General features: G+C 55.4%; 17 protein-coding genes, 1 tRNA gene and 2 pseudogenes. 10 read left to right on the plus strand and 10 right to left on the minus strand.

Translation table 11 applies throughout. The features are described 5' to 3' along the window. Positions 1-21: 21 nt before the first annotated feature. Positions 22-768: a CDP-diacylglycerol diphosphatase gene (locus PVE98_RS17130; protein ID WP_369826141.1), complete on the minus strand. Its 747-nt coding sequence runs from the start codon at positions 766-768 to the stop codon at positions 22-24. 180 nt (positions 769-948) lie between these two features. Between PVE98_RS17130 and PVE98_RS17135 the strand changes: the two genes are divergently transcribed. Next, on the plus strand, positions 949-1,158 hold the full coding sequence (locus PVE98_RS17135) for a hypothetical protein (protein ID WP_127908365.1): 210 nt from the start codon (positions 949-951) through the stop codon (positions 1,156-1,158). Between the two features lie 75 nt (positions 1,159-1,233). Here the strand turns inward: PVE98_RS17135 and PVE98_RS17140 are convergent, their stop codons facing one another. Together PVE98_RS17140 and PVE98_RS17145 are read right to left on the minus strand one after the other, a co-directional pair. Continuing rightward, positions 1,234-2,025, minus strand: coding sequence for a MetQ/NlpA family ABC transporter substrate-binding protein (locus tag PVE98_RS17140; RefSeq protein WP_096072521.1), 792 nt, complete (start codon positions 2,023-2,025; stop codon positions 1,234-1,236). Between the two features lie 9 nt (positions 2,026-2,034). Then, on the minus strand, positions 2,035-3,051 hold the full coding sequence (locus PVE98_RS17145; RefSeq protein ID WP_096072520.1) for an isopenicillin N synthase family oxygenase: 1,017 nt from the start codon (positions 3,049-3,051) through the stop codon (positions 2,035-2,037). Positions 3,052-3,291: 240 nt separating this feature from the next. Between PVE98_RS17145 and PVE98_RS17150 the strand changes: the two genes are divergently transcribed. Then, a complete protein-coding gene (locus PVE98_RS17150; RefSeq protein WP_333620636.1) occupies positions 3,292-4,305 on the plus strand; it encodes an HNH endonuclease in 1,014 nt (337 codons plus the stop codon). Then, on the plus strand, positions 4,302-4,910 hold the full coding sequence (locus PVE98_RS17155; protein ID WP_227741467.1) for a bifunctional 2-polyprenyl-6-hydroxyphenol methylase/3-demethylubiquinol 3-O-methyltransferase UbiG: 609 nt from the start codon (positions 4,302-4,304) through the stop codon (positions 4,908-4,910). The genes PVE98_RS17150 and PVE98_RS17155 overlap by 4 nt, the downstream gene beginning before the upstream one ends. 35 nt (positions 4,911-4,945) lie before the next feature. Here PVE98_RS17155 and symE read toward each other — a convergent pair whose 3' ends face one another. After that, positions 4,946-5,278, minus strand: a complete 333-nt coding sequence (symE, locus tag PVE98_RS17160) for an endoribonuclease SymE (protein ID WP_096072519.1) — start codon at positions 5,276-5,278, stop codon at positions 4,946-4,948. A gap of 619 nt (positions 5,279-5,897) precedes the next feature. Here symE and PVE98_RS17165 point away from each other — a divergent pair. Beyond that, positions 5,898-6,411, plus strand: a pseudogene (locus tag PVE98_RS17165) (primase-like DNA-binding domain-containing protein); the annotation flags it as partial. A 362-nt stretch (positions 6,412-6,773) separates the two neighbouring features. Then, entirely contained in the window at positions 6,774-7,490 is a 717-nt protein-coding gene (locus PVE98_RS17170) for a hypothetical protein (RefSeq protein WP_407568525.1), read from the plus strand. A 488-nt stretch (positions 7,491-7,978) separates the two neighbouring features. On the opposite strand, the pseudogene PVE98_RS17175 reads toward PVE98_RS17170, so the two are convergent. Continuing rightward, a pseudogene (locus tag PVE98_RS17175) lies at positions 7,979-9,167 on the minus strand (tyrosine-type recombinase/integrase). A 163-nt stretch (positions 9,168-9,330) separates the two neighbouring features. Beyond that, a tRNA-Leu gene (locus PVE98_RS17180) sits at positions 9,331-9,415 on the minus strand. Positions 9,416-9,684: 269 nt separating this feature from the next. Between PVE98_RS17180 and PVE98_RS17185 the strand changes: the two genes are divergently transcribed. Further along, positions 9,685-10,206: a DUF2501 domain-containing protein gene (locus tag PVE98_RS17185; RefSeq protein ID WP_096072516.1), complete on the plus strand. Its 522-nt coding sequence runs from the start codon at positions 9,685-9,687 to the stop codon at positions 10,204-10,206. 57 nt (positions 10,207-10,263) lie between these two features. On the opposite strand, the gene PVE98_RS17190 is transcribed toward PVE98_RS17185, so the two are convergent. Next, positions 10,264-11,649 (minus strand): PLP-dependent aminotransferase family protein, encoded by a 1,386-nt coding sequence (locus tag PVE98_RS17190; RefSeq protein WP_187143617.1) that lies wholly within the window; start codon positions 11,647-11,649, stop codon positions 10,264-10,266. Between the two features lie 95 nt (positions 11,650-11,744). Here PVE98_RS17190 and PVE98_RS17195 point away from each other — a divergent pair, with 95 nt between their 5' ends. The 4 genes from PVE98_RS17195 (at position 11,745) to PVE98_RS17210 (ending at position 14,276) form a co-directional block, all read left to right on the plus strand. Further along, complete coding sequence (locus tag PVE98_RS17195; protein ID WP_096072514.1) at positions 11,745-12,350, plus strand: FMN-dependent NADH-azoreductase; 606 nt, start codon at positions 11,745-11,747, stop codon at positions 12,348-12,350. Positions 12,351-12,364: 14 nt separating this feature from the next. Then, positions 12,365-12,844, plus strand: coding sequence for a carboxymuconolactone decarboxylase family protein (locus PVE98_RS17200; protein WP_096072513.1), 480 nt, complete (start codon positions 12,365-12,367; stop codon positions 12,842-12,844). A 95-nt stretch (positions 12,845-12,939) separates the two neighbouring features. After that, positions 12,940-13,575, plus strand: coding sequence for a hypothetical protein (locus PVE98_RS17205; protein WP_033749355.1), 636 nt, complete (start codon positions 12,940-12,942; stop codon positions 13,573-13,575). Between the two features lie 23 nt (positions 13,576-13,598). Beyond that, positions 13,599-14,276: a MarC family NAAT transporter gene (locus tag PVE98_RS17210; protein ID WP_096072512.1), complete on the plus strand. Its 678-nt coding sequence runs from the start codon at positions 13,599-13,601 to the stop codon at positions 14,274-14,276. Between the two features lie 194 nt (positions 14,277-14,470). Here PVE98_RS17210 and PVE98_RS17215 read toward each other — a convergent pair whose 3' ends face one another. The 3 genes from PVE98_RS17215 to PVE98_RS17225 are packed head-to-tail and all read right to left on the minus strand — an operon-like array spanning position 14,471 to position 18,264. After that, positions 14,471-15,727 (minus strand): cytochrome c, encoded by a 1,257-nt coding sequence (locus tag PVE98_RS17215; protein WP_096072511.1) that lies wholly within the window; start codon positions 15,725-15,727, stop codon positions 14,471-14,473. Between the two features lie 4 nt (positions 15,728-15,731). Next, positions 15,732-17,501: a GMC family oxidoreductase gene (locus PVE98_RS17220; protein ID WP_096072510.1), complete on the minus strand. Its 1,770-nt coding sequence runs from the start codon at positions 17,499-17,501 to the stop codon at positions 15,732-15,734. A gap of 34 nt (positions 17,502-17,535) precedes the next feature. Then, positions 17,536-18,264: a gluconate 2-dehydrogenase subunit 3 family protein gene (locus PVE98_RS17225; protein ID WP_033749351.1), complete on the minus strand. Its 729-nt coding sequence runs from the start codon at positions 18,262-18,264 to the stop codon at positions 17,536-17,538. Positions 18,265-18,584: the final 320 nt, after the last annotated feature.

The following is an 18,584-nucleotide window of genomic DNA, read 5'->3' on the forward strand; positions in this document are numbered from 1 at the left end:
GCCCAATCTTTACCTTCTGGCTTAACGGCCAGGCTTAAGAGCCGTAAGTATCTCGCAGCGTTTATCCATCAAAGACTCCACCGAGGCGCGGTTGCCTTTGTCCCAGCCGCGCCGCGTGGTCAGCAGGATAAATCCCTTTTCTCCCGAGAAGGTCGTAGGTATCAACGCCACGCCATACTCCGCCAGCTGCGGCGGCGACAGCTGAAAATGGCGCGCCACCGAAGCAATGGGATAGATGCCCATCGCCGCTGGCTGCATCACGCGGCGGGCATAGTAAGTATGGTTCAGCAGGCGGTCGGGCAACGGCCGCCACTGCTCACTAATGTAAGGTCGCTCCGCCTGCAGCTGGCGGCGCACGTCCTCGCGCAGACAGGTGAGATGAATATGCAGCTGGTTCTGGCTGCGTCCCCAGGCGGAGTTAATCGCCATGCCCAGTTTGTCGTCAGGGACGTCGGCGCCATACGCCGCCATCAGGCGGTAGCGCATCAGCCAGGCATAGCCGAAGTAGTCGGTGCGGCCCTCACGCGTCAGCGCGATGCTCTCGATGCCGGACATCGCCAGGTTCGGCACCAGGATAAAATGGTAGGGATAGCGCGGATTCTGCAGGATGCTGAAGCCCTGCTCTTTGCTCTGCGGCTGATAGATCTGCTGGCAGGGCGCCGGGTCGCGCCGGTAGTGGTAGTTGGTCATGCAGAGATCCTGCGTCACCATCCATAGCGCGTCGGAGCGCGCGCATCCGCCCAGCAAAAGCGCCAGGGCAGCGAGCATCCATCCTCGAAAAAACCTTAATCGCATAGAGTCAGCCGTAGTTGTGGGTGGCGCCACGTTTGACGTTGCGCTTCCTGATAATATTAGCGAGAAATGATGTAAAACGAAGCGCCGATCGGAGCGGCGACTGCCCTTTCGCTCTCCGGCGGCTTCCTGATTTTCATTCGGGGAAAAGGATTTATGAAAAAGCTTCTTGTGTCGACGCTGGTTGCCTGTGGCTTATCCGCCTGTAGTTACGATAACGGTTCGGCGAGTAGAGCGCCGGATAACACTCGGCGCGCGATGCCGGATATTTTCCAGCCGATGACGCCCTCTCAGCAGCGGGCGGTGATGTCTGGCGAGCGGCCAGACTGGACAGAGACGCCGCCGGTCAGGATCCCACGTCATTAAAAGACGACGGTAAATCATGGCGAACGGCACAGCGGGATGCGGCGCGCGGCCCCATCCCGCTTTATCGCTTCAGGATTATGGATTCACCGGGATCACCGAGCCGTGGTACTGCTGCTCGATAAACTTCGCCACCTGCGGCGAGGCGAGATCTTTCGCCAGTTCTTTGATGCGCGGATCGTTCGCCAGCTTCGGCGTGGTCACCAGCACGTTGGCGTAAGGGTTGCCCTGCGCTTTCTCCAGCGCCAGCGCGTCCTTCGACGGCGTCAGGCCCGCCTGTAGCGCGTAGTTGCCGTTGATTACCGCGAACTGCACGTCATCCAGCGCGCGCGGCAGCTGCGGCGACTCGATCTCGACGATCTTCAGGTGATGCGGGTTGCTGTCGATATCCGCCGGCGTCGCCAGGTTGTTGATGGCGTCGTTCTTGCCCGCCTTCAGGGTAATCAGTCCGTTGGCCTGCAGCAGATAGAGCGCGCGGCTCAGGTTGGTGACGTTGTTCGGCACCGCCACCTGCGCGCCGTCCGGGACAGCCTTGAGGGATTTCACCTTGCGCGAGTAGAGCCCCAGCGGCTCGATATGCACCGTCGCCGCCACGTCGAACGTCTCGCCCAGCGCCTTCTCCTGATCGCGCAGATAAGGCACATGCTGGAAGTAGTTGGCGTCGACGTCGCCGCGCGCCAGCAGCTCGTTGGCGTTGAGGTTGCCGTTGAGTTCGATGACCTGCAGATCGAGGTCAGGATCGATCTTCTTCACGTAGTTGAGGATCTCGCTGTGCGGGACCGGATCCGCCGCCACGCGCAGCACCGCCGCTGAACTGGCGCCCGAGAAGAGCGCCGCCAGCGCCAGAGTCGCTACCATCTTCTTTTTCATGCAATGTCCTTATGAAAGTGTCTTGAGATAATCGCCGTAATAGCGCTGCGCCACATCGCGGTGCGAGCGTAAACGTCCTTTGAGGTAATTCCAGCCCACGTCGCGGATCAGCGGATTAGTGGGATCGCTGGTCGGCCCCAGCGCTTCCGCCGCCAGCGCGTCGGGCAGCTGATAGATTGGCACCTGAGTGTCGAGCTGCGCGCCGAGGAAAAAGGCGATGGAGATGCGCTCCTGCCCTTCTGGCGGCGAGAGCACGCGGTGCACGGTGGCGCGCAGATAGCCGTTGGTCGCCAGTTCCAGCAGCTCGCCGATATTCACCACGAACGCACCCGGCTTCGGCGCGGCATCGACCCAGTAGCCTGGCGTCACCTCAACCTGCAGCCCGCGCTGCTCGTCCTGCAGCAGGAAGGTGAGAAAGCCGGAGTCTTTATGCGCGCCGACGCCCTGCTGGCTTTCCTCGGCGCTCTGTCCGGGATAGCGGATCAGCTTGACATGCTCGTTGGGATAGCGGCCGTAGAGCGCGTCGAAGGCGTCTTCCGGCAGCGACAGCGAACGGGCGAAAGCGCGCAGCAGGCGTAGCGCTACAGCGGTCATCTCCTGCTGCCATGCGTTGATCACCGGACGCAGCTGCGGCAGCGCCTCCGGCCAGAGGTTGGGTCCCTGCAGACGCTTCCACGCCGCATCGTCCGGCTGCAGCAGCAGCGGCTCGCGATCCGCGCCGATATCGAACTGCTCGCGCTGGTCTCGCTGCTCGCGGGTGTACTCTACGCCCGCCAGGTTGTAGCCGCGGAAGTGTGGCGAGTGGATCATCGAGACGCGCAGCTTCTCTTCCTGCGGCAGATCGAAAAAGGCGCGCGTAATGCTCTGCACGTTCTGCTGCAGCTGCGGGTTGATGCCGTGGTTGATGAGGTAGAAAAAGCCCACGTCGCGCGCGCTTTCGCGCAGGCGGGTTAAAAACTCGTTTTGTTCGATTTCGCTGCCGGCGAGTTGCGCCAGATCCAGCACCGGTAAGCTTGTCCAGGTCATTGTGCGTTTTCCAGAGAGGATGCCCGGATTTACCCTCGCACTAATAAAACGCATCGGGAAATAGTGAAGCGCTATATGTTATCGCAAGGGGTTTTTAGAAGAAGTTGGGGAAAGGGTATGCGGGAAAGAGATTAGGGATCGGGGCCGGGATGCATTTCTCCCCCTGTTATGCAAAGCTGTTACTTGTTTCGTTAATCTGGAAGCCAGCTCGCAAATTGGCTTCGTTCAGGACAAGGCAACATGCTTTTTTATCAGGCCGATCCCACGCTGGAGAACTACTGGCGCGGCGTCATTCTGTTCGGCAACAACGTCGCATCCTACAAATTCGCGCTGGCGCATGCGCTTTACGATCTGCATACGCAGGGCAACGATCTTATCTCTCTGGAAGCGCTGGCACGCCCGTTCAGCCAGCATCTGTGCCGCCATCTTGAGCAGGCGCCAAAGCAGATCACAACCAAAAGCAGCCAGTTTCTTGACGCCTGTACGCAGTTCAATCATGGCGAAATCAGCGAAGAGGCGCTGCTAGCGGTTACCGTTAAGCGCGGCTTCGCTAACGTGATTGATGCCTTTCACAACGTGAACCGCGCAGAGATTGACGTGCGCTTTTTTCTTGATGAACGTAAAACGCAAAAAGGTATCCGGCTTACCGAGGCGTTCTTTAAGCTGACCGAGACCCAGCAGTTTCAGAACCTCATCCATGAGACCGATGCGCGCTGGCGGCTGGTCGAACAGGCCTGGTCGATGGGCGTGTCACGTAATCTGGTGGCAGTGGAGTATGACAGTGAGCAGCAGGTTCTGTTTACGCGCCAGCGCGAGCGACGCGTCGATATCACCAGCTGTCGCAACAGCCTGAACGGCTACCAGAAAAGCCGCTGCTTCTACTGCTATCGGCCGGTCAGCCTTGAGCGCGGACATGCGGATCTCACCGATGTCGATCACTTTATTCCGTGGGCGGCGCGTGACCGGGTGCCGAACCTCAACGGCGTCTGGAATCTGGTGCTGGCGTGTCAGAGCTGTAATCGCGGCAAGGAAGGCAAGCTCGCCCATATCCCGTCTCAGCCGCTGCTGGAACGGTTGCATAAGCGCAACGAGTATTTTATTAACAGCCATCTGCCGCTACGCGAGACGCTGATTCAGCAGACCGGCAACAGTGAAGCGGTGCGGCGCAGCTTTCTGGCATCAGGCTGGCAGGCGGCGCGCAGCGTGTTGTTCCATATCTGGCAGCCTCAGGCTTGTGGAGACGCCTTATTTTGAGTACGCAACGCTACTATCAGCGCAATGCGCAGCAGTTCTTCGAGAGCACGGTCGCGGTTGATATGGCAGAGATCCGCGATCGCTTCACTGCCCTGCTCCCTGCGCACGGCGCTGTTCTGGATGCCGGTTGTGGTTCAGGACGCGACGCCAAAGCCTTTGCTGAACAGGGATTTCAGGTTGAGGCGTTTGATGCCTCGCCGGAACTGGCTGCGCTGGCGAGTCAGCATAGTGGCTTACCGGTTAAGGTGATGCGGTTTCAAGAGCTGGATGCGGTTGCGCGCTATGACGGGATCTGGTGCTGCGCCTCGCTGCTGCATGTGCCACTGGCGGAGCTACCGGAAGTGTTCAGGCGGCTGGCGCAGGCGTTGAAAGCTGGCGGCGTGCTGTATGCGTCTTTTAAGTATGGTCAGGGCGAGCGGGAAGATAATGGTCGGGCGTTTACGGATATGCGTGAGGGAAAGATTGCGGAGGTGTTGAAGGGGATTGAGGTTGATGAGCTTAGGGTGATACAGGAGTGGATGAGTGAGGATCGGCGGCGGGAAAGAAGCGATCGGTGGGTAAATGTGTTGGTTGGGAAAACAGAGTCACGAGTTTCCGATATTTAACCGCCCCCGATGCTGTGTCAGGAGCGGTTTTCCATTTATGCGGCTTTCTGTTTACCGGCAATCACTTTAATAAATTCCAGCACCTGCTTTTGTTTCCGCGCCGACAGCTTGCACGCCTGACGCAGCGACTGCATTAGCTCGTTCTCTTGCTGTTGGGTTGTGAGCACAATGCAGCCTTTCATTACCTTCATCTCAACCGTCGTGCCAGTGGTAAAACCAGCGGCCTCCAGCCATTGCCCTTTCATGGTGATGGCGGGCGTTCGACGGTAATCCGGATAGCGACTCGCATAGCCAACGGTTATTTGGCGATTATTTGCCGCGAAGACTTCTGGTTCAGACGGTTGTACAATAGAATGCGTGTCAGTCATGATTACTATTCCCTATAAATAGTGATTGTGATTAGCGGCGCGGAGGTGTTGCAGCACATCCGTGCCGCGCTAAATACCTGTATATATCATCAGAAAAAGGGAAATAAGTCCAGTTACAAGCAGGTTAATATATGCTACTTCTCAAACTATTTTAATATATAGCCAAACTGTTTTTTTTGACATAAAGAATAAAAATTGCATAAAAATTGCGCTCAAAAAACCATGCTTTTTATATCATGCTATCTGAATTAAAAATCTCATATCAAATAAATAGCCTTAACTGTTGCTGAAGACTCACTAAGCGGATCTCATCAAATTATTCAGTCTGCTTTCAAAATATATCAACAAGATGCCATTTTCTTCCTGCCCTTTCCCCACTTTACATTTAATCGCCATTGATTGATGATGGTCAATTCGGATAGAGCATTGACATGTATATTCAGGAGGTTTATTCACTGAAAATGAAATTCAGGTTTTGCTCCAAAACTAAATATCTGACAGTGTCTTTCAAAGACGAAAAAGTCAACGCATGCATATTTAATACTTGAACAAGCAACGTGAATACTGGCATTTGTTAAGTAAAAGTCAAAACAAACACCAAGGGAAAATTTAGCCCGTAAGCGGTGGCTTGTCCTGTCGCCGGGTAATTCTGCCGTTCCTGGATGTGACACTAGGGAACGAGCGCGCCCCTTAACTGTTAGAGAAGATTGCCGGTGAGCTGGCAGTTATTGTGCGCTACTGGATACAGCGCTTCACATGCCCGGACGACGCCCAAGCTGCTACAGGCGCAGCAGTCGTCAGAGGAGGCGCTAGAAATCAAGCGCAGCGCCGACCCACAGGTCGATTTTTGTGACTACCTGACGCCGCTGAGTGCGCCGACCGGACTGTTTATTTATCGGCAACGTGAAGATTTGCCCGCTGAACCCGTGCCGCTATCTCTATCACGCCTATTTTTTTATAGAGGCCAGAGCCTTCAGGATCCCATGAGCCTGAGCGCGTTCGGCCTGACGTTGCCGCAGACGCTGAAGGAGTATGAGATAAAGTTGCTGAAGCGCAAGACAAAGAATGGTATCCAGGCCAGTGTGAAGCTGCGAAAGGACTGCGAGGCTGAATGGCTGCCGCGCTGCGATGCATGTGCTGCACGATTAAAAACAAACCGGCCCAGCCGGTTTTTCGCCTTTTATATGAGAGGTTTGATAAACCAGAACATTCCTAATATATATTATTTGGATATTTTTCTTTTCCATTATGTGATCAACCCTTCTCCTATAAGAGCTGATTCACCCTTAAAATCTTATAAGTTATAACTATTACCTATGACCAGAACCCGCCACGCATTAAAAATTCATTTTAGATAACTTTTATCGCAACTCCTGTAGCAACAGAAAATTTATAGAAAGTGAATGATAAAATTGATTTACCCCTTAAATTAAATAATAATAAGATATTCAGGAGTCTGGTCACAACCACAGATGAAAAGGACATGCGTAAATAGATGGCAAGAAAAAAAACGAATAAGAAAAGAACCCCGCACGATTTCAAAACAAAAAAAAAGGTAAAGAATAATGCACGAAAACCATTATTAAATAAAATCAATAGCCTTGTTTTATGGTTAGCGGCAACAGGAATCCTTGCCTTTATAGGTGGGTTTACCTACGATTTCCTAACAGGTGACGTGCAGGTTAAATTCATTAAACCTTCTGGAAGAGGGTATGAATTCAAACCCATAAATAATAGCTCAACTGATCAGATTATAAAAAAATTCAGAGTATCCCCTGATCTAGAACAGGAGGTTATTTTTAAGATCAATAAGGATATTTATGCGGAAGTTAACAAAAGCGGAGTTTCATTACCTGGCGGTAATACTTCCTACGTCCCAGCGTATGAATATAAGGAGATGAATGGCTATGTGCTAAACGCCAAATCCGATATTAACTTTCGCATCCCTCCTCTTGTAGCAAGAGATTATATGGTACCTGAATATGTCATAGTATATGTTGAATATGAAACAACATCAAAGAATGTCTACTTGGAGAAAGTGGAATCCACTTTAAAGGATTTGCATTTGATAGATTTAAGTCAACGTAAAAGATATTTTGTTGTTGATAATTATTGGACACCTATTGGTGATGGCAATATAATAAATGCTATTAAGACAGCCTGTCGTGATGATGATATCTTTGCTAAATCTGAAAGCTGTTGGTCATATTAACCTAGATACTATAAATTATGAGAGGCTTTGATATTTACTATGCCCATTATTAAATGATAGATAATTTTTAGCCATTAGACTAATTTTCTAGCATGCGCCCTTGAAGGTACACATAAGGGGCAAGAGATTAACTTTATGCCTACATAACCACTCGAGTGTATAAGGTTTAACAAGCAATAAATCCGCTTCTACAATCACTAACCAGATAGATCTACGGTTAACGAACAGCTTTATACAGGCACAGCGCACTACCCATTAATGGGCCTCTAAGGCTACTACGCGCTAAGGACACACTGGGTATAAACCATCAAGGAGTCAAACCTTCTCTAATCATTTTTTAAACCCAAAGGTGAGCACTGTGCACCCAAGGTGAAGAGTAATGAAGAATATTAAATCTAGTCACCACCAATTATATGGTTGATTTTAAAATATAAAAAGCAAAGATGAATAGGGTGAACACACTTTTCCCGTAAAATCTTTTTTTTGGCTTAGCGCCTGCTGAACTCATATGGAGTCAGGTGACATTCGTTATTGCTGACCAAATAATCAGCCCACCACTGCACCATGAGCCGCCGCTCTTCAAGGTACTCTGCCTTATGAAGGTAGGCAGCACGAACCCCATTACGTTCCTGATGATTCATCTGTCTTTCAACAGCATCACGCGACCACAGGCCACATTCAACTAATGCATTACTCGCCATTGCCCTAAATCCATGACCGCACACTTCTGTTTTCGTGCTGTATCCCATCCTGCAAAGAGGATGAATGATGATGTTTCCGCTCAGTTCCTAGATTTCTCCGAAAATGATTAAAGCCTGTCTTGATAGCGGCACCAGATGGACGGCTCGCATTTTCGAACCACGGGGAGTGTTTGACTCCTTCAATCGCTTCGTGCTCGACAGAGATAGTCTATAGCTTTTTTCAAGGCCAATTTTGCTCCATTTTGCAAACCTTAATTCACTGAAACGAATAAAGATGAACAGGCTGAGCCTAAGAGCTTAACGGGTAAGAAGGCGGCCTTTATGTATTTCGATACGCTGAAGAAAATCAGATAAGCGTTCTAAAGGCAGAGCTGGTCTGTGAGTAGCTTTTCTCATTATGATTGCCCCGGCAAGATCTTAAGCGGGATTACGGTCAGTAATGCCAATCTAAACCGCATAATGCATAATACCCGTGATCCTTTGTTGCAAGCGGGAAGCCACATCCAGGCGGCCGTTATGCTCCACCTCTTTTAGAGGCAACAGCAGGACTCGGGTTACTAAATCAGCAATATTTCGCTTTTCAATAGCTGGGAAGATATTACGTTCAAGGTTACGCTAAACTCGCTCAGGATAGCCTACAGACCAGCATTTATTATTCGTATGCCAATCATAATCCACTTTTTCAAAAGTGTTGAATATTGCTTCTTCCTGTTGCCTTACTTCTCCTTTGCTAGCATTGGGCTAACTTCTTCCACAATCAGCCGCGTATCTCATCACGTTTCTCACGCGCTTTTGCAAGGAAAGAAAAGGATAAGCACCCAACGCCTTTCTGCTCTTTACCTTCAAAACGGTACTTGAGATACCGGCGCTTAGAACCGGTTGGTTTAACGAGAAGATACAATCCGTGGCCGTTAGTGAGTTTATACTATTTCTCACGAGGCTTTGCGGTACGGGCCGCGATGTCAGTTAAAGGCATATTTTTGGGGGTCAAAAGTTTATCAAAGCGAAGTGCTCCCATTCTGATACCCAGACTTGTCAGATATCAATGGATGACCTCGGAAGTTCAGGGACGATAGAAAAGTCTTTCTATTGATTTTAAGATATTTTTGGACTTCCTCGGACGAGGATGGCCAGAATACTGGTGCCGAAGGCCGGACTCGAACCGGCACGTATTTCTACGGTTGATTTTGAATCAACTGCGTCTACCGATTTCGCCACTCCGGCACGGAAGGGATGCGGAAAACGTTGAGGATTATACCGTTACCCACCAGCCGCGCAACCGGAATCACCTTACCTGGGCGCTAAACGTCCAAAAAAGCGCCATAGCTCCTCGATCGCCTTCCCGCACCAGCACGCCCAACCCTTCCCCTACAGAATCCTCCGATTCCACCCTTCTCACCTCCCGCACTCGGAACTTTCTCACCCCATGTTCCTCTTAGCAAAACTGGCGCAGCAACGCATCGCGCGCGGGATACACAGAAAATGAGGTTGAGATGAATAAAGCCACACAACGAACAATTTTGGGGATGGGGTTCAGCGCGCTGCTGATGGCAGGCGGTGCATCGGCGGCAAGCTGGCAGGATCAGCTGAGCAGTGCAGCGTCGCAGCTTAGCCAGCAGAACAACAGCAACACCAGCGCCACTAACAGCACCGCGCAGAACGGCGGGCTATCGCTCGGCTCGCTGACGGGCCTGCTGAACGGCGGCGACAAGGCGGTCAGCGCCAACAGTATGACCAACGCCGCAGGCGTGATGCAGTACTGCGTGCAGCACAACGTCGTGGATAACAACGTGAAGTCGGTGAAAGAGCAGGTGCTGGACAAGCTCGGCCTGAGCACGCAGACAGCGCAGACGCAGAGCACCGACTACCAGCAGGGCATCGCCGGCCTGCTTAACACCGGCAACGGCCAGCAGCTGAATCTGCAGAGCCTGAGCAACTCGCCGATGGGCGAGAAGCTGAAAACCAAAGCCTGCGACGTAGTGCTGAAGCAGGGCAAAAAATACATCGGCATGTAATCCGCCGCTGTACCGGCGCGAGCTGTCCCTCGCGCCTCTCTTTATTGCTTTACGGCCCTAACGCGCCATCGCCCTTCTTGTCTCCTCTTTCACGCCCTCTAACAGCGCCAGCGCCTGCTCATACGACCGAATATTGGTATAGCCAATCACCAGCCCGTAGCGCTTCTGCGTCTGCATATACCAGCCGGAGAGCGGCAGCACGCGCAGCTGATAGCGCTGCCACACCTCCGCCAGCGCCACATCCTGAATGCCGCGCCGCAGAAAGGCGACGATATGCATGCCGCCGTCGGTAAGCTGATACTCAAACAGATCCGGGAAGCAGGCCTGCAACGCGTCGAGCATCATGCGGCGGCGCTGCTGGTAGAGAATGCGCATCTTTTTAATATGCCGATAGAAGTGCCCTTCGCTGAGGAACTGCGCGAGGATTTTCTGCGGCAGCAGCGGCAGGCCGTTCTCCAGAATCTCGCCCAGCTCGCGAAAGCGCGCCAGAGTCGCTTTGGGCATCACCAGATAGCCGATGCGCATCGCGGGCATGATGGTTTTACTGAAAGTGCCGGTGTAGATCACCCGGTCATGCGTATCGAGGCTTTTTAGCGCCGGGATCACCTTGCGCGTGTAGTGAAACTCCCCGTCATAGTCATCCTCGATAATCCAGCTCTCGTTCTCCTGTGCCCACGCCAGCAGCTGATGCTTGCGCGGCAGCGACAGCGTTACCGCCAGCGGGCTCTGATGGGTCGGCGTCACCACCGCAAAGCGCGCGTCGGCGTGATAGCGCAACAGATGATCGACGTCGATCCCGTCGCGATCGACCGGCACATAGTGCAGGTTAGGCGCGATCCGCTTCAGCAGCTTCTGCCCGAAGAAGTAGCCGGGATCTTCAAACAGCACCTTGTCGCCCGCCTGCGCCAGCACCGCCAGAATCAGCCGCAGGTTGGCGCGATAGCCGCTGGTGATAAAGATCTGCTCCGGCTGGCAGTCGAGCCCGCGCGAGATGTTGAGGTAGCTGGCGATCGCCTCGCGCAGCGGCGTATAGCCCATCACCGGCGGGATCAGCATCTCATCCGGCCGCAGGCTGCGCGCCGCTTTGCCGGAAATCAGCAGCCACTTCTTCAGCGGAAAGGCGTCCAGCGACGGAATGCCGAGCCGCATCTCGCCCTTGCTCTCCCGCTGCTCAATACGCAGCGGCAGGTCGCTCTCCTCTGGCTGCCACGCTGGCTCCTCTTTGGTGACAACCGTAAGCGCCGGATTGACGCGCGTGCCCTTCGCGCCCTGGCTGACGAAGTAGCCTTCGCCAATCAGGATCTCGTAAGCGGCCTCTACCGTTTTGCGCGCCACGCGCAGCTCGCTGGCCAGCACGCGGATCGCCGGCACGCGGTCGCCCGGCTTCAGCACGCCCGCCTGAATCTGCTGACGATAGCGCGCGTAAATCTCTCTGTATCCCACCGCTATGTCCTACCTGTTTTCACGTTTTATGGCCCTTTTTACTCTGACATAGAAGCTTATCATCTCTCCATTGTTTAGCCGCCAAAGAGTCACCTATGAAGCTACTACATATCAACGTCAGCCCCGATATCAGCGGATCTGCGTCGCGCGCCGCCTCGGCGCATCTGGTCGAGCGGCTGCGCGCCCGCCATCCGCAGCTGGAAGAGACGGTGCTGGATCTGGCGCAGCATCCGCTGCCGCATCTGGACGCCTTTACCATCGGCGCCTTTTTTACGCCGCCGCAGGCGCGCACCAGTGCCCAGCGCAGCGCTATCGAAACCTCGGAAAGGCTGGTGGATCAGCTATTCGCCTGCGATACGCTGGTCATCGCCTCGCCGATGTGGAACCTCGGCCTGCCTTCGGTGCTGAAAGCCTGGTTCGATCACATTACCCGCGCTGGCCGCACCTTCGCTTTTACCGCCGACGGCAGCAAAGTCGGGCTGGTCAAGGGCAAGAAGGTCTACGCCGTGGTCGCCAGCGGCAGCGTCTTCGCTCACGGCCCCTTTACGCAGGACGATCAGTTCACGCCCTACGTGCGCGTCGCGCTCGCCTACATCGGCATTGAGGATGTGGAATTTATCCGCGTCGACGGCACGCACGATCCCGTCAACCGCGCCACCGCATTGCCCCATGCGTTAAAAACCATTAATTCACTGTTCTGAAAGAGGAAAGCATCATGACATCACGCGTTAACCACTTTAAAACCGTCCCGGCGCTGGCTAAATCCCTCGGCGACGTCTCCATGGCGCTACGCAAAACTTCGCTGGACGCCACGCTGAAGCATCTGGTGGATATCCGCTCCTCGCAGCTGAACCACTGTGCGTTCTGCCTCGATATGCACGTGAAGGAGGCGAAGCTGCACGGCGAGCGCGAGCTGCGTCTGCATCACGTCGCCATCTGGCGCGAGTCGCCGCTGTTTAGCGCGCGGGAGAAAGCGGCGCTGGCGCTGACCGAAGCCCTGACGCGCATCGGCGAACAGGGCGTCAGCGAGGCGCTCTACGGCGAGCTGCGCGAGCACTTCTCCGAGGTGGAGATCAGCGAGCTGGCCTTTACCATCGCGGCGATCAATAGCTGGAACCGTCTGCAGATCCTGTCGCAGATGGCGCCGGGCGCGCTCGACAGCGCCTACGGGCTGGATCGCGCTGAATTACATTAATTTTTAACGCCAGCAGCGCAGGCTGCTGGCCGCCCCATGTTTTTCTGCGCGCCCTGAGGCTATAGTGAGGTTTTGCACTACAAAGGACAGCACGCATGAAAGGCATCAACATTGCGATTTACTTCGATCCCGATCTCATTTTCGCGACCGTACATCAGCCGGACGGCAGCTATCTGAGCAAAAACTTCCAGTACGACGATGCGGTGATTGAAGAGATCTACCAGTGGCTGGAACAGTTCACGCCGAATCGCACCCATATTTGCCTGCTTGAGCATGACACCGCCGATATCCTCGCCGACGAGCTGGTGGATAACGGCTATCACGTTCATCGCGTCAGCACCCACCTGATGCTGGAGTGGTTCACCTCCTCGCCGCCCGCCACGCCGGACGGCTCGCCGGTGCGCGCGCTGCTGCGCTATCTGGAAGAGGAGAAGCCGGAACAGTATGTGTCGCGCACGCCGCAGATTGAGGCGCTGCTCGATATGTTCGACGATCTCGACGCGCTGGAAGAGGTGGAAGAGGAAGACGACGAAGACAGCCTGCCGGATGACGTGCTGCGCCTGGTGAAGCAGAAGAAGATCACCGCGCTCGCTGCCGCGCAGAGCCTGATCCCGGAGCTGAGCGAACGCATCCGCGAGCACCTGATGCGCTATCCGGAGCTGATGACGCCCGAGCTGCTGGAAGATTTCTTCCCGGAGCTGCTGGAAGCGATGGAACGGCCTAAACACTAATCCCGCGACAGAAGAGGACGCATATGCAGGCGTTATTAGAAGCGGTGGGATTAGGGCTGATCGTGCTGCTGCCGCTCGCTAACCCGCTCACCACCGTGGCGCTGTTCCTGGGGCTGGCGGGCGAAATGAACTTCAGCGAGCGCAACCGCCAGGCGCTGCAGGCCTCTATCTATGTTTTCGCCATTATGATGGTGGCCTGGTATGCGGGCAACGCGGTGCTCAATACCTTCGGCATCTCGATTCCCGGCCTGCGCATTGCGGGCGGGCTGATCGTCGCCTTTATCGGCTTTCGCATGCTGTTTCCCGCGCAGCCGGTCGGTCACTCGGTGGAGGCGCAGCACAAGCAGGATGAGCTGGAGAACAGCGACGCACGTCATGAGCCGGTCAATATCGCCTTTGTGCCGCTGGCGATGCCGAGTACTGCCGGTCCCGGCACCATCGCGATGATTATCAGCTCCGCCTCGACGGTGAAAAGCGGCGTCAGTTTTCCCGCGTGGGTGATTGCCGTGGCGCCGCCGCTCACCTTTCTGCTGGTGGCGGTGATCCTGTGGGTCGCGCTGCGCAGTTCAGGCAGCATTATGAAGCTGGTGGGGAAAGGCGGCATCGAGGCGATCTCGCGCCTGATGGGCTTTTTACTGGTCTGTATGGGCGTGCAGTTTGTGATTAACGGCGTGCTGGAAGTGGGACATAATTTCCATTAAAAAAGGGCGCAAGGCGCCCTTAATATTTTCAGGTAAGGTGCTGACGCGGGTGAGAAGGCCCGATCGCAAAGACGCAAAAAGCGGCATCCCTGCCAGCTCGGCCCGCGACATCCCTGTCGCGGGACGCTTTGCTCTTCGGTCCTTCTCACCCGCTTGCAGACTTCTCAGCCATCTGAAAGAAGACGCAGTGCCCTTTAGTCGTGCTTCAGCGACTTCCGTACATCCGCAACCTGATCCTTGGTCACCGCCGGCGCATTGTTGCTCCAGCCCTGACGGATAAAGGTCGCGAGCTGCGCCACTTCGTCGTCGCTCAGACGCTTGCCGAAGCCCGGCATCGCCAGCGTCGACGGCGCCTTCTCGGTAGAGGGCTGCTGCGCGCCTTCCAGGATAGTGTGGATCAACCCGGTCGGATCTTTAGCGTTAACGATGGTTGCCTGATCCAGCTCCGGGAAGATCCCCGGCGCGCCTTTACCGGTGACAAAGTGGCAGGCGCCGCAGTTGTCGATGTAGAGACGCTCGCCTTCGCTCAGGTTCTTCGCCGCCGTCAGCTTCGCTTCGGTCTTCTGCTGCGCCTGCACGTTGTAGGCCTGCAGCGGCGGATTGCCGCCAAGGAACTTCAGGTAGGCCGCGACCGCTTTGAGATCGGCGTCGGTCATATGCGAGCTGCTGTGCTCAATCACCGACTTCATCTCGCCGCCTACCGCTGCCTTGTCGTTACGGCCGGTCTGCAGGTAATCGACGATCTCCTGCTCGCTCCAGCGCGGCAGACCGCGCAGCGACGGCACGTCCCAGTTATTCAGGCTGCCGCCCGCCAGGAACTTCGCATCGCCGCTGTCGAGCGCCTTCTCGTTCATGCCGAGGCCGCGCGGCGTGTGGCAGCTGCCGCAGTGGCCGAGGCTCTCGACGATATAGGCGCCGCGGTTGATCTCTTCAGAGGCGCCGCCGATCGGCTGGAACGGCTTGTCGCTGGTAAAGGCCCAGTTCCAGAAACGCATGCCCCAGCGCTGGCTGAACGGAAAGCTCAGGCTGGTCTCCGGCGGCTGCTCGGCGCTCGGCTGCACGCCCTTCATAAAGTAGACATACAGCGCGTGCATATCTTCATCGCTGATTTTGGCGTAGTCCGGGTACGGCATCGCCGGATAGAGGCGCGAACCGTCCGGCAGCACGCCTTTGCGCACCGCGTCGGAGAACTGCTGCTCGCTGTAGTTGCCGATACCATGCGCCTTGTCCGGCGTGATGTTGGTCGAATAGATGGTGCCGAGGTTCGACTCAATCGCCAGCCCGCCGGAATAGTCCGGCTTGCCCGCGACAGAGTGACAGGCCATACAGTCGCCGAGACGCGACAGGTATTCGCCCTTCTTGATCAGCTGGGCCTCATCTTCCGCATGCGCCTGACTCGCCATGCATCCCAGCAGCACGGCGTTGGCGAGTAACAATGATTTCAGTTTCATATGCTTATGCCTGTACCAGTGGACCGGGGTTCTTCAGATACTGTTCCTTGATCGCCTGCGCCGCCATCAGGGTAATCGCGCCGATGGTGTCGGTCGGGTTCGCCTGGAAGTTCTGCGGGAAGGCGTTGCCGCCCGGTACAAACACGTTATGCACGTCCCAGCTCTGCAGATACTTGTTCAGCGCAGAGGTTTTCGGGTTGTCGCCCATCACCGCGCCGCCCACGTTGTGGGTGGAGACGTACTTGGTCAGGTCGAAGTTGGCGTCCATCGGCAGGAAGCTCATGCTCATGCTGTCCGGGTTCAGTTCTTTGCCGATATTGCCGACGATGCCCTTCAGGTACTGCTGCAGCTTGAGCTCGTTCTGTTTCCAGTTAAAGGTCATGCGCAGCAGCGGCTGGCCGCGGTGGTCGGTGTAGTTCGGATCGAGGTCCAGATAGACGTCGCGGTACGACTGGCAGGTCGTGGTAATGCTGATCTTCATAGAGTGGCCGTACCACTCTTCCAGACCCTCTTTGTAGCCCATGCCCCAGTTCGGCGTGCCTTTCGGCAGCGAGGTGGCGATCGGCGTGCCGGTGGCCTGCGAGCTGTGGATCTTCGCGCCGCCGAGGAAGCCGAGGCCCGGACCGTCGAAGTTGCCTGGCGAGATGTCGTTGAACATCTGGCCGGTGGCGCCTGCGGTGGCGTACGGGTTGAAGTTTTTATCCTTGAAGAACAGGGTCGCGCCGCCGTTCGACAGGAAGGCGTAGTTACGTCCTACCACGCCCTCTTCGGTGATCGGGTTATACGGCTTGCCGATGCCGGAAAGCAGCATCAGACGCACGTTGTAGAGCTGGAAGCTGGAGAGCACGACAATCTTCGCCGGCTGGAACACTTCGTTGCCGTCGACGTCGTAGTAGATCACGCCTTTGGCGGTCTTCTTGTCGTCATGCAGCACCACCTTCACCACTTCAGCGTGCACTTCGTAGGAGAAGTTCGGCATGCGCTTCAGCGCATCCATCACCGCGGTCTGCGGCGACGCTTTGGAGTAGTTCAGGCACGGATACTTCGAGCAATAGCCGCAGTAGTTGCAGGGGGCGATCTGGTTGCCGTACGGGTTTTTCCACGCGCGGGAAACGCACGCCGACGGGTTCGGGAACGGATGGTAGCCCAGCTTCGTCGCCGCTTCTTTAAACATCACGTTGTTCAGCGTGTCTTCCAGCGCCGGCAGCGGGTAAGGCTCGGAGCGCGGACCTTCGAACGGGTCGCCGCCTTCCAGAATCTGACCGCGCAGGTTGCCGGTGGTGCCCGACTGGCCGCAGATCAACTCGAACTTGTAGTAGTAAGGTTCGATCTCTTCCCAGCTGAACGGGAAGTCCATCACGCGCATATCTTCCTGCAGGATGCCCGGCTTGTAGGCCTCGTCCACGTAGGTTTTCAGCTTGATGTCGGTTGGCGTTGGACGGATCAGTACCGCCGTCCAGTGCATGCCTGCGCCGCCCACGCCGGTGCCTGGCGCGAACGCGCCCCATTTACGGGTCGGCAGCGCGGTCTGGGTGGTGTCGTAGCGCACGGTGACCGCCACTTCTTTCGGCGTAGCGAACACTTTGTTGCGCACGTTGTAGGCGTATTCGTCAGCCGGTTTCGGGTAGGCGAAATCGGGGTAGTCGCGCTCGCCGCCGCGCTCTAAGGCGCGCACTTCAAGGCCCGCCAGCGCCAGTTCGATGCTCATCAGCGAGCCGGCCCAGCCGAGGCCGCAAACGACGACGTCGACTTCTTTTTTAGTAATCTGTGCCATGATAATCCTGTCTCAAATACCTGATTCAACGCCGTTAAGCGCGTTCACCCAAAAGGCTGACCGGTCCCAGCGGATAAGGCACGTTGTGCTGCTTCACCCATTCGGTGAAGCTGGCGCGCGCGCCCGGGAAGCCGATGGCGATCCAGGCTTTCATGCCTTTGTTGCCGCCGTACATCGGATCCGCGAGATAGCCGTGCTTGGTATCAGAGAGCAGCTGGCTGAAGAACTGCGACGCTTTCAGATTGCCTTCGCCCAGCGCGGCGAAGTCGATGCCGTTCTTGTTGAGTTTGGTCAACACGTCATCTTTCTCTTCCAGCGTGAGCTGCTGGAACGGCTTGCTGTAGGTGGTCTGCACCCACTGCGTCACCAGCTTGATCGCGGTGTGGTACATCTGCTGCGGCGTAAACGGAATCTGGTAGCCGAAGGTGGGATCGGCGTGGACGTTGAACGGGCCCTGCATGTAGATCTCATCGCCGAACTCGCTGGTCTGCAACTGCTGGTCGATAAAGATCGGCACGTTGGTTTCCAGCGCGCCTGGCGCTTTGCCTTTGCCGCCTGCCGGGATCAGGCGATCGGTCGCGGCCAGAATAAACTGCCACTCGTCCGCGCTAAAAAAGCCCGGTTTATAGTCGGCCAGTTCCGGCGCGGCCATTTCTGCCGCCTGCGCTGCGGTCAGCCCTTTTAAAACCAGGTCACCTAGCGGCAACGCCAGTAGAGACCCGAGCAAAAACTTTCGTCTGGTGGTGGGTTTTTCAAGAAGCATAGCGGCACGACTCTCACTTGCTGTAAAAGTAATATATTTGTTAAACACAAATCTTATCGGTCATTTCCGCGGCAATATTAGGGATATAGATATGTCTAAATGTAACAATAAAAGTAAAAATGTGTTTTAGTGAAAATTTATAATTGTGTTATTGGATGGTTACAGGCGGGTAACAGGCTGTGAAAGCGGGAATTTTGTTTAAAATCGCACAATTGATGATTTATTAACCAGAAAATTTGTGCGCAGGACCATTTTTATTTGCGGTGGGTGACTGTTGCCGAAAATAATCAATCAAAAAAAATCATACTTCCATACAAGAG

Origin of the sequence: Pantoea sp. GABEPS69 (genome assembly GCF_045780835.1) — a bacterium.
Taxonomy (GTDB): Bacteria; Pseudomonadota; Gammaproteobacteria; order Enterobacterales; family Enterobacteriaceae; genus Pantoea; species Pantoea septica.

What these genes read in the sequence shown, in the direction of transcription:
- PVE98_RS17130 (WP_369826141.1), bottom strand. Translation starts at nt 768, where the DNA reads ATGCTCGCTGCCCTGGCGCTTTTGCTGGGCGGATGCGCGCGCTCCGAC.
- PVE98_RS17135 (WP_127908365.1), top strand. Translation starts at nt 949, where the DNA reads ATGAAAAAGCTTCTTGTGTCGACGCTGGTTGCCTGTGGCTTATCCGCC.
- PVE98_RS17140 (WP_096072521.1), bottom strand. Translation starts at nt 2,025, where the DNA reads ATGAAAAAGAAGATGGTAGCGACTCTGGCGCTGGCGGCGCTCTTCTCG.
- PVE98_RS17145 (WP_096072520.1), bottom strand. Translation starts at nt 3,051, where the DNA reads ATGACCTGGACAAGCTTACCGGTGCTGGATCTGGCGCAACTCGCCGGC.
- PVE98_RS17150 (WP_333620636.1), top strand. Translation starts at nt 3,292, where the DNA reads ATGCTTTTTTATCAGGCCGATCCCACGCTGGAGAACTACTGGCGCGGC.
- symE (WP_096072519.1), bottom strand. Translation starts at nt 5,278, where the DNA reads ATGACTGACACGCATTCTATTGTACAACCGTCTGAACCAGAAGTCTTC.
- PVE98_RS17170 (WP_407568525.1), top strand. Translation starts at nt 6,774, where the DNA reads ATGGCAAGAAAAAAAACGAATAAGAAAAGAACCCCGCACGATTTCAAA.
- PVE98_RS17185 (WP_096072516.1), top strand. Translation starts at nt 9,685, where the DNA reads ATGAATAAAGCCACACAACGAACAATTTTGGGGATGGGGTTCAGCGCG.
- PVE98_RS17195 (WP_096072514.1), top strand. Translation starts at nt 11,745, where the DNA reads ATGAAGCTACTACATATCAACGTCAGCCCCGATATCAGCGGATCTGCG.
- PVE98_RS17200 (WP_096072513.1), top strand. Translation starts at nt 12,365, where the DNA reads ATGACATCACGCGTTAACCACTTTAAAACCGTCCCGGCGCTGGCTAAA.
- PVE98_RS17205 (WP_033749355.1), top strand. Translation starts at nt 12,940, where the DNA reads ATGAAAGGCATCAACATTGCGATTTACTTCGATCCCGATCTCATTTTC.
- PVE98_RS17210 (WP_096072512.1), top strand. Translation starts at nt 13,599, where the DNA reads ATGCAGGCGTTATTAGAAGCGGTGGGATTAGGGCTGATCGTGCTGCTG.
- PVE98_RS17215 (WP_096072511.1), bottom strand. Translation starts at nt 15,727, where the DNA reads ATGAAACTGAAATCATTGTTACTCGCCAACGCCGTGCTGCTGGGATGC.
- PVE98_RS17220 (WP_096072510.1), bottom strand. Translation starts at nt 17,501, where the DNA reads ATGGCACAGATTACTAAAAAAGAAGTCGACGTCGTCGTTTGCGGCCTC.
- PVE98_RS17225 (WP_033749351.1), bottom strand. Translation starts at nt 18,264, where the DNA reads ATGCTTCTTGAAAAACCCACCACCAGACGAAAGTTTTTGCTCGGGTCT.